14 protein-coding genes are annotated in these 15,439 nt (G+C 45.9%); 11 read left to right on the top strand and 3 right to left on the bottom strand.

Annotated features, from left to right (window positions below; translation table 11 throughout):
- The first annotated feature begins 11 nt into the window (after positions 1–11).
- The gene (locus A8140_RS07895) at positions 12–1,604 is read left to right on the top strand and encodes an ABC-F family ATPase (protein ID WP_005427581.1); all 1,593 of its coding nucleotides are present in this window, start codon (positions 12–14) and stop codon (positions 1,602–1,604) included.
- 282 nt (positions 1,605–1,886) lie between these two features.
- On the opposite strand, the gene A8140_RS07900 is transcribed toward A8140_RS07895, so the two are convergent.
- Complete coding sequence (locus A8140_RS07900) at positions 1,887–2,711, bottom strand: formate dehydrogenase accessory sulfurtransferase FdhD (protein ID WP_005528431.1); 825 nt, start codon at positions 2,709–2,711, stop codon at positions 1,887–1,889.
- A gap of 320 nt (positions 2,712–3,031) precedes the next feature.
- Here A8140_RS07900 and A8140_RS07905 point away from each other — a divergent pair, with 320 nt between their 5' ends.
- The 10 genes from A8140_RS07905 to cobB all read left to right on the top strand — a co-directional run bounded on the left by A8140_RS07905 (position 3,032) and on the right by cobB (position 12,875).
- Positions 3,032–3,484 carry a DUF3305 domain-containing protein gene (locus tag A8140_RS07905; protein WP_005441569.1) on the top strand — a complete coding sequence of 151 codons (453 nt, stop codon included), beginning with the start codon at positions 3,032–3,034 and terminating at the stop codon, positions 3,482–3,484.
- Positions 3,474–4,112, top strand: a complete 639-nt coding sequence (locus A8140_RS07910) for a DUF3306 domain-containing protein (RefSeq protein ID WP_005528432.1) — start codon at positions 3,474–3,476, stop codon at positions 4,110–4,112. Before A8140_RS07905 ends, A8140_RS07910 begins: the two co-directional genes overlap by 11 nt.
- Before the next feature lie 310 nt (positions 4,113–4,422).
- Positions 4,423–6,084 carry a 4Fe-4S dicluster domain-containing protein gene (locus A8140_RS07915; RefSeq protein ID WP_005528433.1) on the top strand — a complete coding sequence of 554 codons (1,662 nt, stop codon included), beginning with the start codon at positions 4,423–4,425 and terminating at the stop codon, positions 6,082–6,084.
- A 9-nt stretch (positions 6,085–6,093) separates the two neighbouring features.
- Positions 6,094–6,726, top strand: a complete 633-nt coding sequence (locus A8140_RS07920) for a TorD/DmsD family molecular chaperone (RefSeq protein ID WP_005528434.1) — start codon at positions 6,094–6,096, stop codon at positions 6,724–6,726.
- Positions 6,727–6,799: 73 nt separating this feature from the next.
- A complete protein-coding gene (locus A8140_RS07925) occupies positions 6,800–7,000 on the top strand; it encodes a twin-arginine translocation signal domain-containing protein (RefSeq protein WP_005427585.1) in 201 nt (66 codons plus the stop codon).
- A 10-nt stretch (positions 7,001–7,010) separates the two neighbouring features.
- Complete coding sequence (locus A8140_RS07930; protein WP_005528435.1) at positions 7,011–9,866, top strand: formate dehydrogenase subunit alpha; 2,856 nt, start codon at positions 7,011–7,013, stop codon at positions 9,864–9,866.
- Positions 9,867–9,877: 11 nt separating this feature from the next.
- Positions 9,878–10,486, top strand: a complete 609-nt coding sequence (gene fdh3B, locus A8140_RS07935; RefSeq protein ID WP_005427693.1) for a formate dehydrogenase FDH3 subunit beta — start codon at positions 9,878–9,880, stop codon at positions 10,484–10,486.
- A gap of 13 nt (positions 10,487–10,499) precedes the next feature.
- Positions 10,500–11,552, top strand: coding sequence for a formate dehydrogenase subunit gamma (locus A8140_RS07940; protein ID WP_005528437.1), 1,053 nt, complete (start codon positions 10,500–10,502; stop codon positions 11,550–11,552).
- Positions 11,536–11,952 carry a hypothetical protein gene (locus A8140_RS07945; protein ID WP_005528438.1) on the top strand — a complete coding sequence of 139 codons (417 nt, stop codon included), beginning with the start codon at positions 11,536–11,538 and terminating at the stop codon, positions 11,950–11,952. Before A8140_RS07940 ends, A8140_RS07945 begins: the two co-directional genes overlap by 17 nt.
- A 191-nt stretch (positions 11,953–12,143) precedes the next feature.
- A complete protein-coding gene (cobB, locus tag A8140_RS07950) occupies positions 12,144–12,875 on the top strand; it encodes a Sir2 family NAD+-dependent deacetylase (protein ID WP_005528440.1) in 732 nt (243 codons plus the stop codon).
- Positions 12,876–13,060: 185 nt separating this feature from the next.
- Here the strand turns inward: cobB and A8140_RS07955 are convergent, their stop codons facing one another.
- Both A8140_RS07955 and A8140_RS07960 read right to left on the bottom strand, forming a co-directional pair.
- Positions 13,061–14,098 (bottom strand): extracellular solute-binding protein, encoded by a 1,038-nt coding sequence (locus A8140_RS07955; protein WP_005528441.1) that lies wholly within the window; start codon positions 14,096–14,098, stop codon positions 13,061–13,063.
- Positions 14,099–14,345: 247 nt separating this feature from the next.
- Positions 14,346–15,377 carry an extracellular solute-binding protein gene (locus tag A8140_RS07960; RefSeq protein ID WP_005528443.1) on the bottom strand — a complete coding sequence of 344 codons (1,032 nt, stop codon included), beginning with the start codon at positions 15,375–15,377 and terminating at the stop codon, positions 14,346–14,348.
- Between the last annotated feature and the right edge of the window lie 62 nt (positions 15,378–15,439).

A 15,439-nucleotide genomic window follows, 5' to 3' on the forward strand; every position in this document is an offset into this window, starting at 1 on the left:
AGGTAAAGGTTTTGATTTCCACAGCGAATATTACTCAACAATTTGGCGCTAAGCCGCTATTTGAAAACATCTCAGTTAAGTTCGGCGAAGGTAACCGCTACGGCTTAATCGGGGCTAACGGTTGTGGTAAATCAACCTTTATGAAAATCCTGAGTGGTGAGCTTGAACAAACAAGCGGTAACGTAAGCTACGATCCAAACGAGCGCGTTGCAAAACTGAACCAGGACCAGTTCGCGTACGAAGAATTCACTGTAATCGATACAGTAATCATGGGTCATAAAGAGCTATGGGAAGTGAAGCAAGAGCGTGACCGCATCTACTCACTTGCTGAAATGAGCGAAGAAGACGGCATGAAAGTGGCTGACCTAGAAGTTCAGTTCGCGGAAATGGACGGTTACATGGCAGAAGCAAAAGCGGGTGAGCTTCTTCTTGCTGTAGGTATTCCAATGGAGCAACACTTCGGTCTAATGAGTGAAGTTGCACCGGGTTGGAAACTTCGTGTGCTTCTAGCGCAGGTTCTATTCGCAGACCCTGACGTTATGCTGCTTGACGAACCTACCAACAACTTGGACATGGACACTATCCGTTGGTTGGAAGACACGCTAAACGCGCGTAACTGCACAATGATCATCATTTCGCACGACCGTCACTTCCTAAACTCAGTATGTACGCACATGGCTGACTTGGATTACGGTGAGCTACGTGTTTACCCAGGTAACTACGATGAGTACATGACTGCTGCTTCTCAAGCTCGCGAACGTCTATTAAACGACAACGCGAAGAAGAAAGCACAAATCGCTGAGCTACAAACGTTCGTTGCACGTTTCTCTGCAAACGCATCGAAAGCAAAACAAGCGACATCTCGTGCTAAGCAAATCGACAAGATCAAACTGGACGAAGTGAAAGCGTCTAGCCGTCAAAACCCATTCATTCGTTTTGAACAGTCTAAAGAGCTATTCCGTAACGCTCTGATTGTTGAAAACCTAAGCCAAGGTTTTGAAGACGACTTATTTGCTAACTTCAATGCAATTTTTGAAGTCGGTGAGCGCGTTGCAATCATCGGTGAGAACGGTGTGGGTAAAACAACTCTACTGAACACACTTGCTGGTGTACTAGAACCACGTACTGGTGAGTTCAAATGGTCTGAGAACGCGAACATCGGTTACTACGCGCAAGACCACGCACACGACTTCGAAGAAGATCTAAACCTAACTGATTGGATGGGTCAATGGCGCCAAGAAGGCGATGACGAGCAAGTGGTTCGCAGTTTCCTAGGTCGTATGCTGTTTGGTCAAGATGACATTAAGAAGTCAGTAAAAGTACTGTCTGGTGGTGAGCAAGGTCGTATGCTGCTTGGTAAGCTAATGATGCACAAACCAAACATGCTGCTAATGGACGAACCAACCAACCACATGGATATGGAATCGATCGAATCATTGAACACGGCACTAGAGCAGTACAAAGGCACATTGTTCTTCGTATCGCACGACCGTGTATTCGTAGACTCACTAGCAACACGTATCATCGAAATCCGCGATGGTAAAATCACAGACTTTAAAGGTACTTACTCTGAGTTCCTAAAATCTCGTGGTATCGAAGGTTAATCCTTCTTCCGAATAAAGAAAAAGACCTCATCGTGAGGTCTTTTTTTATGTCTATTCATTGTGAGCTAATTCTTTGATAGCGCTAGGTTGTGGCGTTCAATCCTTAAATTGCCTCATTAGATAAACATAGATCCCAACGAGCCCGAAGGTAATGATCATCGAAACGATGATGCCGCTTGGGGTGAGTAGATAATTCCACAGCTGATCGTTGTTCATAGTTCACATCCTTTGTGAATCCACATGATAGTTTAGGTCTAACTCATCTGACGACTTAGTGAGAGGTTATTGATTCCCTTTCACGTCAAAATCAATCTTCTCTGCACCAGTAAAGACTTGGAAGCGTAAACCTTTCGCACGAGCGATGGTGGTGATACCAAACTTTTTCGCCAGATCCAAACCCATTTGAGTTACGCCTGAACGAGAAAGCAAAACAGGGATACCCATCTGCGCCACTTTAATCACCATCTCTGATGTAAGGCGGCCCGTTGTGTAGAAAATTTTATCTTCACCCGTTTCTTGGTTAAGCCACATTTCACCCGCTAGCGTATCAACGGCGTTGTGACGACCAACATCTTCCACAAAAGACAGTACTTCGTTGCCTTTACACACTGCACAACCATGAACAGCGCCGGCTTTTTTGTAGGTATCGTTGTAATGCGTCAACGCTTCAAGCGCCGCGTAGATTTCAGATTGCTTCAAAGGCACTTGTGGCACTTGGTAATCTTCAAGCTGCTTCATCACGTTGCCGTACATAGTGCCTTGACCACAGCCAGACGTCACCGTCTTCTTCTTCAGCGCGCCTTCTAAGTGCTCAGTATTTTCTTTGGTGATAACCGCAGCTGAGTGTGTTTCCCAGTCAATAATGACCGATTCAATCGCTTCAGGATAAGACAAGAAGCTCTGGTTCTTTAAATAACCCAACACAAGCGCTTCAGGGCGAGAGCCGAGCGTCATTAGCGTAACGACTTCCTTCCAGTTCAACATCACCGTAAGAGGGCGCTCACAGGCGATCTGCTTAGTCAGCTTTTCGCCGTATTCATCAAACACTTCTACTTCGATGGTCTGTAGGGGATTTTCACTGGTTTTAATAATGTTTGGTTTTACCACAGTCATGTCCTAATGAATGAGAGAGCCGATACACGCTCTCATTAATGGGTCTATTCGTCTTAACTCTACTTACAAAGCAATTCTCATTCCAAAATAGCCGTTATGCGAGAAATGGCGAGGCTTTAGGTCAATTCAATGCAAAAACCGCGATACCGCAGTAATGACACAGATATCGGTTTGCGTATCGACTAGTTTGATTTTGGGGAGAATTTGAGTTTGATTTGGCGCGTTTATTGCTTTGTACCGCTAAAATGGTTGAAAGCAAAGTACAAAATGTCCTTTTCTGTCTTAAGGCCAACATAGAACAAATTGGGTGAGTTATGTCGGATAAGAAACAGTTCGAGAAAAATGAAGATTCATGGCCGGTAGGTGTGGATCTTGTAGAGCATGAGATCAGTACCGGTATTTGGGTTACGACCCAATGGCAACTGACGGGATTTGAAATTAACCCAACCGAAGACACTCAACACGTGTGCTTGTTGCAACTGCACAAAGACGAGCGCACCGATTACCGCTTTAACCTGAGCTCGCAACAGCCAAAGCTTTTCTTGGTTATGGACAATGTCGACTCTGGTGATACACCGACGATTCAATTGCTTACGGCGTCTCAAACTGTCGCTGCGCAATATATGGATGGCGATAACCTAGTATTATCTAATGATATGCCGTTAGCTATTCAAGCTTGGATGGAAGCCTTTATTGGGCGCCACGGTGAGTTGTTAGAAGTAAGACGTAAGAAGCGCAAAGGAGCGGGCAGAGCAAATGGCAACTAGTTTTTTTAGCCGTTGGTCGAAACGTAAATTAGAAGAAACCACGACCGAGCCTACAGACGTCAAGGCAGTGGACTCTGTTGAATCTACTGAACCAGAAACCGCACAAGCTCATGAAGAATTAAGCACTGAAGCGCAAGCATTGCATATTGAGGCTTCTGTGACCGAGACTGAATCTAAAGGAGCAATGGCTCAAGAAGCATCAAGCGAAGCCACTGATCTGGAAGAGATCTCCGTAGCGCAGCTATTGGTGTCTGAGGCTTCAGAGAGCGTCAAGAAAGCCGCACTGCGTAAGATGTTCTTGTCAGAAGAGTTTAACGTTCGCGATGGTTTGGATGATTACGACGATGACTACAGTAACCTCAAGTCGCTTTCTGAAGGGGTGGCTGAAACACTTCGTGATTGGGTGAAAGAGAAAACGGAAGAAGAACCAGCAGAAGAAACCACACAATCAACTGAATCTCATGACGAAAGTGATATTGAATCGGCCGATGTAGAGCTTGCTGACGTTGCCGAAATTCCCGAAGAACAAAAAGAACTGGATATAAACACAGTATCTAATAAAAGTGATATTCTAGAGACAAAACTGGCCCCTAAAGAGGTGGGACAAAATATACCATACAAAGAGTAGGTACATTTTGACTAAACGCTCAATGAACCGGCTGAGACAAAATGTCCCAGTCGGTTTTTTTATCCCTACTATTTCTAAGATAAATAGCTAACCTATTGAAATTTAGCTGATATTTAATTGGCACGACATTTGCTATCTGTTGCTCATTACCATTCTTGTTGAAGTTAGACTATTTGCCTAACAGGCAGTGATAACCCGCGTGGGACTACCTAAAAGGGGTGGTTACTGACAAGTTAATCACCAGAGTCGCCTGAGCTAACTACAATGAAAAATGGAAGAAACTATCCATGCGTATAAATGGAACTGAGCAATGTTGAAACAACTATTAGAACAAGCAACTTCCAATAACGGTAAAGCGCGTCTGTATGCGTTCGAGAATACCGTAGAGTTGACCAATCTTATTCCACCTACGGTGAGCTACGAGAGTGGCGGCAATACACTGATTGTTGGACCGACTACCATCATTGAGAGTGCAGCCGCGCAGCTATCGCAAATGAACAGCCTGACACTTCTTTCTACAGACGGAGAGAAAGGCACCAATCCAGAACTGTACTTTGCAAACTCTGTTCAGGTTTCTGGTTTCCTAGGCACGTTTGAAGTGCTTATCGAAAATAACGGTCTAACAAGCAACCTAGCAAAAGTCGCTATTAATAGTGATTGTTTCGATGTTGTTCTCGATCTTTGTCTAAGCAGCTGTATGTCAGAAGAGGTTCCGGTTCCGGGTTACTACCCAGTAGGACGCGGTTATCCAAAACTGGCAGAAGCGCTAGAAGAAATCCCAACACTAATGGGTACGTTTGATAAGCCAAAGTTCTTCCGTCTGGACACTGACTTATGTGCGCACAGTTCTCGTGGCGTAAAAGGTTGTGAGCGTTGTGTCGATGCATGTCCTGCTGGCGCACTATCAAGTGAAGGTAGCGATAAAACCGGTCACCGCATCGAGATTAACCCATACCTATGTCAGGGCGTGGGTACTTGCGCAACGGCTTGTCCGACAGAAGCGATTCATTATGCATTGCCTAATCCTGAAGATACGCAAAAATTCATTGAACGCACGCTAGCGAACTATGAGCAAGCGGGCGGTCTGGATCCTGTCGTTCTTATCTGTAGCTCTCGTCACGAGACTTACAACGTGATGGCACTGAAATCACTACCAGATAACGTGATTCCAATTGTGGTTGAAGAGCTGCCCTCTATCGGTATCGATACATGGTTCGCCGCTCTAGTTAATGGCGCGACGCAAGTGCTATTTGCAGCTTCTCGCTTTATGCCTGCAACCATCATTCGTGTTTTGAACAACGAAGTAGGTATCGCGCAAGAGCTATTGGATCAACTTGGAATCGCAAAAGAGACCATCGATATTCTTTACTTGGAATTGCTTCGTGAAGGTCCTCCAACACTATGTACAGATTCATTCGACCTTGCCCTTGGTGATCTTCAAGGTAACAAGCGTCAACGTCTGTTTACTGCGCTGGATGCGATGTCTTCTTCTCGTATTCCGGTTGAGTACATTGTTGAACTGCCTGCGAACGCGCCTTACGGCAATGTTTCTTGTGAGAGCAAAGACTGTACGTTGTGTATGAGCTGTGTGGCGGTTTGTCCAACACGTGCACTTCATACCGATGGTGAATCTCCATCACTTAAATTCGTTGAACAAGATTGTATTCAATGTGGTTTGTGTGAAAAGGCATGTCCAGAGAAAGTTCTGACTTTAACGCCACGCATGAACTGGGTGAAAGAAGAGCGCCAAAAAGCAGTTGTGATTCACGAAGAGAAAGCCGCGGAATGTATTCGCTGTCATAAGCCATTCGCACCTCAGTCTATGATCGACATGCTACAAAACAAGTTACGCGGTCACTCTCATTTTTCAGATGAAGCGGCGATCAACCGCATCGCGATGTGTGAAGACTGCCGTGTGATCGACATGTTTGAGTCGATGGCAGAAGACCCAATGAAACAACTGAAATACTAGGAGCTCGCAGTGGATACACAACGAGAACAAGAACAAACACTGAGAACAGAGATCTACTTGGTTTTGTCAGCGCTTTTCCGTAGCGCACCAAGTGAAGAGATGATCGAGTTCCTGACTTCGCTAGAAGTTGAACCATCAGAAAGCTCAATGCAAAAAGCGTGGATTGCACTTCAGCAAGCGGCGAAAGATTCCAACCGCAAAGCGCTCGAAGATGAATACCAAGATCTTTTCATTGGTATCGGTCGTGGTGAAGTGATGCCGTTTGGCTCATGGCACATGACGGGCGCAATGATGGAAAAACCACTGGCTGAAATTCGTCACGATTTGGAACTGCTTGGTTTTGAGCGCGATGAAAATGTGAAAGAGCCGGAAGATCACATCGCGGCACTTTGTGAAGTGATGTCGATGCTAACGGGTGAAGAAGAAGATCTTCAACAAGCGGTGTTTAACAAACACATCGCACCTTGGTTCAACTCTTTCACTCAGCAACTAGAAAACGCAGAGAGCGCGAACTTTTATAAGCCAGCAGCTCAACTGTGTGAGGCGTTCTTAACACTGGAACAAGTGCGCTTTAGCGTGAACACCAAAAGCAGTAAGCACAAATTAAAAATTGGTGTGAAAAATGTCACTGATTACGAGTAATCGAGCAGTACTTGGTCATATCGATAGAGGGGCAATAGCCTCCAAAGATCTACCGTAAGGTAAGGAAGCAATGATGAAAGATAATAAAGAAATAAACACAAGCCGTAGGGATCTCCTGAAAGGCTTAACGACTGCAGCCGTAGCTGGTGCTGTTGTCGCTGGAACAACAAAAGTGGCAAGCGCTTCAGAAACGGTTGAGCCTTCTGAAAAAGACGTGAAGAAGAAAGGGTATCGTGAAACTCAACACATTCGCGATTACTACGACACACTTTAGGAGATAACGGATGAAACTTGTCAAACGCTCCGACAGTGTGAGCAAAGAAACCAATCAGCTTGGCGTTTCTCGCCGTGCATTCATGAAAAACACCTCGCTTGCTGCTGGTGGTGCGGTTGTAGGTGCGAGTCTTTTTGCACCGGGCATGATGAAGAAAGCACAAGCTAAATCGGTGGATCCAGAAGCTAAAACAGAAGTAAAACGTACCATCTGTTCTCACTGTTCTGTAGGTTGTGGTATCTACGCTGAAGTTCAAAACGGCGTGTGGACAGGTCAAGAGCCTGCATTCGACCACCCATTCAACGCTGGTGGACACTGTGCAAAAGGTGCAGCACTGCGCGAGCACGGTCACGGTGAGCGTCGTCTGAAATACCCAATGAAGCTTGAAAACGGTAAGTGGAAGAAGCTTTCTTGGGAGCAAGCGATCGAAGAAATCGGTAACAAGGTGATGGACATCCGCAAAGAGTCGGGTCCAGATTCCGTTTACTGGTTGGGTAGTGCGAAGCACAACAACGAACAAGCGTACATGTTCCGTAAGATGGCGTCGCTTTGGGGTACCAACAACGTTGACCACCAAGCACGTATCTGTCACTCAACAACCGTAGCAGGTGTAGCAAACACTTGGGGTTACGGTGCGATGACCAACTCTTTCAATGACATGCACAACTGTAAGTCGATGCTGTTCATTGGTTCAAACCCTGCAGAAGCGCACCCTGTTGCGATGCAGCACATCCTTATCGCGAAAGAGAAGAACAACTGTAAGATCGTTGTTGCGGATCCTCGTCGTACTCGTACAGCAGCAAAATCGGATCACTACGTATCGCTACGCCCGGGTTCTGACGTTGCATTCATCTGGGGCGTGCTATGGCATGTCTTTGCGAACAACTGGGAAGACAAAGAGTTCATCCGTCAACGTGTATTCGGTATGGATGAAATCCGTGCAGAAGTAGCGAAATGGACACCAGCAGAAGTTGAGCGCGTAACTGGCGTTCCTGAGTCTGAAGTTTACCAAACAGCGAAACTGCTTTCTGAAAACCGTCCGGGTTGTATCGTGTGGTGTATGGGTGGTACTCAGCACACCACTGGTAACAACAACACACGTGCTTACTGTGTACTTGAGCTTGCGCTAGGTAACATCGGTAAGTCAGGCGGTGGTGCAAACATCTTTCGTGGTCACGATAATGTACAGGGTGCAACTGACCTTGGCGTACTATCTGACACGCTACCAGGCTACTACGGCTTGTCTGAGGGTTCTTGGCGTCACTGGTCGAAAGTGTGGGAAATCGATTACGAATGGATCAAAGGTCGTTTCGATGACAACGCTTACGGCGGTCAAAAACCAATGAACAGTGCAGGTATCCCTGTATCTCGTTGGGTGGATGGTGTTCTTGAAAACAAAGACAACATTCGTCAACGTGAAAACATCCGCGCCATGTTCTACTGGGGTCACGCAGTAAACTCTCAGACTCGTGGTCCTGAGATGAAGAAAGCGATGCAGAAGCTGGATATGATGGTTATTGTTGACCCATACCCAACAGTTGCAGCGGTAATGAACGATCGTACTGACGGCGTTTACCTGCTTCCTGCAACAACTCAGTTCGAAACGCACGGCAGTGTGACGGCATCTAACCGCTCACTTCAGTGGCGTGATCAGGTTATCGAGCCATTGTTCGAATCTAAACCTGACCACGAAATCATGTACCTGCTAACTAAGAAGCTAGGTTATGAAGACCTGCTGTTCAAAAACGTACGCGTAGAGAACAACCAGCCAGTAATTGAAGACATCACTCGCGAATTCAACAAAGGCATGTGGACCATCGGTTACACAGGTCAAAGCCCAGAGCGTCTGAAAGCGCACCAACAAAACTGGCACACATTCCACAAGACGTCTCTAGAAGCAGAAGGCGGTCCTGTGAATGGTGAGACTTACGGTCTACCTTGGCCATGTTGGGGCACGCCAGAGATGAAGCATCCAGGCACACACATTCTGTACGATACGTCGAAGACGGTCGCAGAAGGTGGCGGTAACTTCCGTACGCGTTTCGGTGTTGAATTCGAAGGTCAAAGCCTACTTGCTGAAGACAGCTACTCAAAAGGCTGTGAAATCAAAGACGGTTACCCAGAGTTCTCTGACAAGCTAATCAAACAGCTTGGTTGGTGGGACGACCTAACGGCTGAAGAAAAAGCAGCGGCTGAAGGTAAAAACTGGAAAACTGACCTGTCTGGCGGTATCCAACGCGTAGCAATCAAGCACGGTTGTATCCCGTTTGGTAACGCAAAAGCGCGCGCGATTGTTTGGACATTCCCAGACCGCGTACCGCTACACCGTGAGCCGCTATACACGCCTCGTCGTGACCTCGTAACGGATTACCCAACTTGGGACGACAAAGAAGCAATCTTCCGTGTACCAACGCTTTACAAGTCTATCCAGAAAGAAGACAAGTCTGGCGAATACCCAATCATCCTGACTTCTGGTCGCTTGGTTGAGTACGAGGGTGGTGGTGAAGAAACACGTTCAAACCCATGGCTTGCTGAACTTCAACAAGAAATGTTCGTTGAAGTGAACCCGAAAGACGCAAACGATCTTGGCTTCAAAGATGGCGATGACGTTTGGGTTGAAGGTGCAGAAAAAGGCAGCATCAAGGTTAAAGCGATGGTCACTCGTCGTGTTAAACCGGGTCTGGCGTTCATTCCGTTCCACTTCGGTGGTAAGTTCGAAGGTGAAGATCTACGTCCTAAGTACCCAGAAGGTACGGATCCTTATGTTGTTGGTGAAGCAGCCAACACGGCAACCACTTACGGTTACGACCCTGTTACTTTGATGCAGGAAACTAAAGTAACCCTATGTAACATTCGTAAAGCGTAAGGAGTCTGACAATGGCACGAATGAAATTCCTATGTGACACCAAACGCTGTATCGAGTGTAACGGCTGTGTTACTGCATGTAAGAACGAAAACGATGATGCGCTTGAGTGGGGCATTCAACGCCGTCGCGTGGTAACACTGAACGACGGTGAACCAGGTGAAAACTCAATCTCTGTTGCTTGTATGCACTGTACGGATGCACCTTGTATGGCGGTTTGTCCAGCTGACTGTTTCGAGCACACAGAAGACGGCATCGTTCTTCACAACAAAGATCTTTGTATCGGTTGTGGTTACTGTCTGTTTGCTTGTCCATTCGGTGCGCCTCAGTTCCCGAAACAAGCATCGTTCGGTGAGCGTGGCAAAATGGACAAATGTACTTTCTGTGCAGGCGGTCCAAACACAGAACCTGGTTCTCTAGAAGAGCGTGAGAAGTACGGTGCGAACCGTATTGCTGAAGGTAAGCTACCTATGTGTGCGTCACTATGTTCAACAAAAGCGCTGCTAGCGGGTGATGCAGAGAAAGTTTCTGACATCTTCCGTCAACGTGTGGTTGAGCGCGGTGCGAAAAACGCAGGTTGGACAGACGGTAACGATCTTTCTTACGACGCAACCAAAAGCTAAGTAGGAGAGACACATGTTAAATACTCTTAAACGTGCGTCTCTTGTAATGCTGTCGATGATGACAGCATTACTGCTGACCTTTGCGATGCCAACGTCTGCGCAAGAAGACACATCTCCAGTGGTACAACAGGAGATGACACAACTTGCAGGTGCAGACTTCTGGCGTCAGGTCAAAGAGGGGCAAGAAGGCTATACCACGTCGAAATCAGCGGAACACGGTGTGCTGATCAGTACTCCGGGTGAGACTTGGTACATTCTTAAAGAGAAATGGATGTCTCCTGCGGGCGCTGTCGCGATTTTCGGCAGTATCGCAATGGTTATCATGGCTTACGTATTCGTTGGTCCTCTGATGCTAAGCAAGCCACGTACTGGCAAGAAGATGAAACGCTGGTCTCGACTAGATCGCGCACTACACTGGAGCATGGCGTTTACCTTCTTAACGCTAGCATTCAGTGGTTTGATGCTGGTTTACGGTAAGCACTTCTTGAAGCCGTACGTACCCACTGAGTTCTGGGGCTTCATCGTTATGTTGGCGAAGCAGTACCATAACTACATGGGTCCGCTGTTCTTTATCTTGCTGATGTTTGTTCTGCTGAAGTGGTGGCGCAAATCTATCCCTAACATGACAGACATCCGTTGGTTCATGAAAATGGGCGGTATGGTTGGTAAACATAAAGGTACGCACCCATCGGCTGGATTCTCGAACGGTGGTGAAAAGGCGATCTACTGGTTGTTGATCTTCTTTGGTGCTATCGCTGCGGTGAGTGGCTTAATTCTGGATTTCCCAATTTTCGGCCAAACTCGTCGCGATATGGAATTGTCTAACCTTGTTCACGCGATTTCGGCACTGATTCTAATCTGTGGCTTTATCTTCCACATCTACATCGGTCTATTCGGTATGGAAGGTGCGTTAGAAGGTATGGTTACCGGAGAGGTTGACGAGACATGGGCGAAAGAACACCACGATCTTTGGTATGAAGAAGTGAAATCCAAAGAAGCGATGGGCGAAACAGATACGGCAAACACGGAACCAAAAGGAGCGAAAGCGAATGAACAAACCTCATAACGGGATTTGGGTTGCGTACATCCTGAGTTGTTTTACCCCGTTTACGTTTTTGATCTCAGGCGTTATCGCAATCATTTACGCTGGGTACCGTTTGGATAAAGGCGAAGACAGCGACGTAGTGAACTCGCATTACTACGGTTTGATTCGTACTTTCTTCCTGTACCTGACATTCTTTGTTGTTCTGATTGTAACGGTAGCAACATCAAATGGTGTGTTGATTGGTGTAAGTGATTATTGGGTACACAGCAGTTTTCTAGACACGGTAGCTTACTTCATTCCTTGGGTAGGTATGCTGTTCGCAACGCTTGCGATTCTAGTTTGGTTCCTACGTATGTACCAAGGTATGAACCAACTGCGCAACAATATGCCGCACAGACCGTCTACAGGTCCAAACCTGTAAAACGGAATCTTTGCTCAAAAGCCTCGCAATCGCGGGGCTTTTTTATGCCTGAAAGACGGAATGATTCCATCGGTTTTTAAACAGAAATTAGAGGCAAATCAGCAGGCTTACGACCATGGTCTAACCCTTATAGCTATTGTTGTTTTTCTATCGGTGTTAAGCTTAATAAAAAAGAGCAACAAGGATCGGTTATGAATTTCCCATACAGAAATATTGTCGTACTTACTGGCGCTGGCATCTCGGCTGAGTCTGGTATTCAAACATTTCGAGCTCAAGATGGTCTCTGGGAGAATCACCGTATCGAGGATGTCGCAACACCGGAAGGCTTCTTGCGTGATCCGGATTTGGTTCAGAGCTTTTATAACCAACGTCGTAAAAAGCTAAAAGGTGAAGATATTAAGCCGAATGCGGCCCATATCGCGCTAGGACGCTTAGAAGAGCAGTTGGAAGGCAAAGTGACTATTATCACTCAAAACATCGACAATCTGCACGAGAGAGGCGGCAGTGCCAATATTATTCACATGCATGGTGAATTGCTTAAAGCGCGTTGTAGTGAATCCAATCAGGTCATCGAGCATTCAGAAGACATTGAAACTGGCGAGTTGTGCCATTGCTGCCAAATTCCTTCGCAAATGCGCCCACACATTGTTTGGTTTGGTGAAATGCCACTGCGCATGGGAGAGATCTACGCGGCATTGGAAGAAGCAGATCTATTTATATCTATCGGTACATCTGGCGTGGTATATCCAGCCGCAGGCTTTGTACATGACGCAAAGATGCATGGTGCGCATACCATTGAAATCAACTTAGAACCAAGTGCCGTCGAGAGTGAGTTTGAAGAGAAGCGTTACGGTAAAGCAAGTATTGAAGTGCCAAAACTGGTAGATGAGATTCTTGCTCTGGAAAACGAAACTAACGCTTAAACAAGCTGGTAGAGTAGTATCCATATAAGAAAGGCATCGAATTGATTCGATGCCTTTTTTGTATTTTGAAACGTTGTATTCTGATGCTTTGCAATTCGAGCAGTATGGATTGAGCCACAAATAGCGATCTACAGATACAAGAAAAGCGACCGAAGCCGCTTTTCTAAACTATTTCGACAGACTGATTAGTTGTCTACTTTTAGCTTTTGGAAGTACTCATCGTAAAGCACGCTTGCTTCACCAACTTCGTCTTGCCATGTACCGCTGTCCATCACTTCTTGTGGTGGGAAGATGCTTGGATCGTTAGCAAATTCTTTCGGTAGTAGATCGTGCGCTGTTTTCACTGGAGTAGGGTAACCAATCTCTAGTGCAATCTTAGCTGCGTTCTCTGGACGTAGTAGGAAGTCGATCATCTTATGAGCAGCATCAACGTTCTTCGCACCAGCTGGAATTGCTAGGCTGTCCATCCAGAAGATAGTGCCTTTTTCTGGCCAGATGATGTCGATGTTCGCGCCTTCTTGACGAGCCATGTAAGCAGAACCATTCCAAAGCATACCAAGTGATACTTCACCTGCGAGGTATGGGTTCGCTGGGAAGTCTGAGTTGAATACCAACACGTTTGGCATTAGCTTTTTCAGTTCTTCGTAAGCCGCTTTGATCTCGTCTGGGTTAGTCGTGTTTGGCGAGTAACCAAGCTTAGTCAATGCAATGTGGAATACTTCGCGAGAATCATCCATCAGCATTAGTTGACCTTCCCACTTGCTATCCCAGAAATCGTCCCATTTAGAAACAGACGACTTGTCTAGCATGTCAGCATTGATACCAATACCGGTCGCACCCCAAATGTATGGGATAGAGTAGTTGTTGTTCGGGTCGAACGGCTTGTTCAGGAAGTTAGTGTCTAGATCAGCAAAGTGAGACAGTTTCTCTTTGTCGATCTTTTGCAGCATGCCTTCTTTACGCATTTTAGATACGAAATAGGTAGACGGTACTACCAAGTCGTAACCAGAACCTTGAGTTTTCAACTTCGCGTACATGCTTTCGTTAGACTCGTACGTAGAGTAGATAACTTTGATGCCGGTTTCTTTTGTAAAGTCTTCAAGAACTTCGTTTGGAATGTATTCCGACCAGTTGTAGAAATACAGTTCTTGATCAGCAGCCATTGCAGGGGTAGCGATTAGCGTCGCCGCACACAGTGCGCTTGCGTAGAATTTACTTTTCATTTTATTTCCGTTTTGTTCAGCAACAGGACAAATCAATACTAGTAAGAGATACTGGTTTGAGCCAAATTGCGATAAGCACAATCCTGTTTATTTGAGCGACAAAAACACTACGACCAAAATAGGCAGTAATGCTTGAACTCGAGTCAAATAAACCTAGCAACATACAATTATATCAGTCAATTACAAAAATAGGCAGCGTATTGCTGCCTATTTTCATTTAGTAGATGGCTTATTAAGCAAGATCAGATTATTGACCCGCTTTTAGCTTCAGGAAGTAATCTTCGTACTTCACTGTCATGTCGCCAACAGAGTCTTGCCATTCAACGCGGTCAAGATCTTCTTGAGAAGGGAACAGTGGTGCAACGTCTTTGAATTTAGCGTTAGATTCTGCAACCGCCGTTAGGTAACCTGTATCCGCTGAGATTTGCTCTGCGATTTCTGGACGTAGTAGGAAGTCGATCATCTTGTGAGCTGCTTCTACGTTCTTCGCACCAGAAGAGATTGCGAAGTTATCAACCCAACCGATACCGCCTTCTTTAGGGAATACAAGTTTCAGGTTCATGCCTTCGTTTTGAGCAGCTGCTGCGCTACCGTTCCAAAGCATACCAACGCCGACTTCGCCAGACATGTATGGTGCGCCTGGGTTGTCAGAGTTAAATACTAGAACGTTTGGCATTAGCTTTTGTAGCTCTGCGTACGCTTCGTCGATTTGTTTTGGATCCGTAGAGTTACCTGAGTAACCCAGTTTGCGCAGTGCAATGTGGAACACTTCACGAGTGTCGTCCATCAGCATTACTTGACCTTCAAGCTCAGGCTTCCATAGGTCTTCCCAGCTTTGGAAGTCGTTTGGATCGTACATGTCTGCGTTAACCGCTAGACCTGTAATCGCAACAACGTGTGGAATAGAGTAGTCGTTATTTGGATCGTAAGGCTTGTCTAGGTAGTTTTTATCTAGGTTGCCGAAGTTTTTCAGCTTAGTCTTATCGATCTTTTGTAGCATACCTTCGTCACGCATCTTCGCAACGAAGTACGTTGAAGGTACGACTAGATCATAACCTTGGTTATGAGTTTTTAGCTTTGCATACAAAGTTTCATTCGACTCGTAAGTCGAGTAGATGACTTTGATGCCAGTTTCTTTAGTAAATTGTTCTAGGATATTACTGTTGATGTAAGGACCCCAGTTCATAAATACTAATTCTTTATCATCCGCTGCCGCTGTTCCAGAGAACAGAGAAAGCGCACATGCACTACCAGCTAATAGAGTAGCCCATTTTTTCATTGACGTTAGCTCCAAACCAAACGTTGTCCAATTTTGGACGATAGATAGAAAAACAGAATGGC

The organism is Vibrio campbellii CAIM 519 = NBRC 15631 = ATCC 25920, from assembly GCF_002163755.1.
GTDB lineage: Bacteria > Pseudomonadota > Gammaproteobacteria > Enterobacterales > Vibrionaceae > Vibrio > Vibrio campbellii.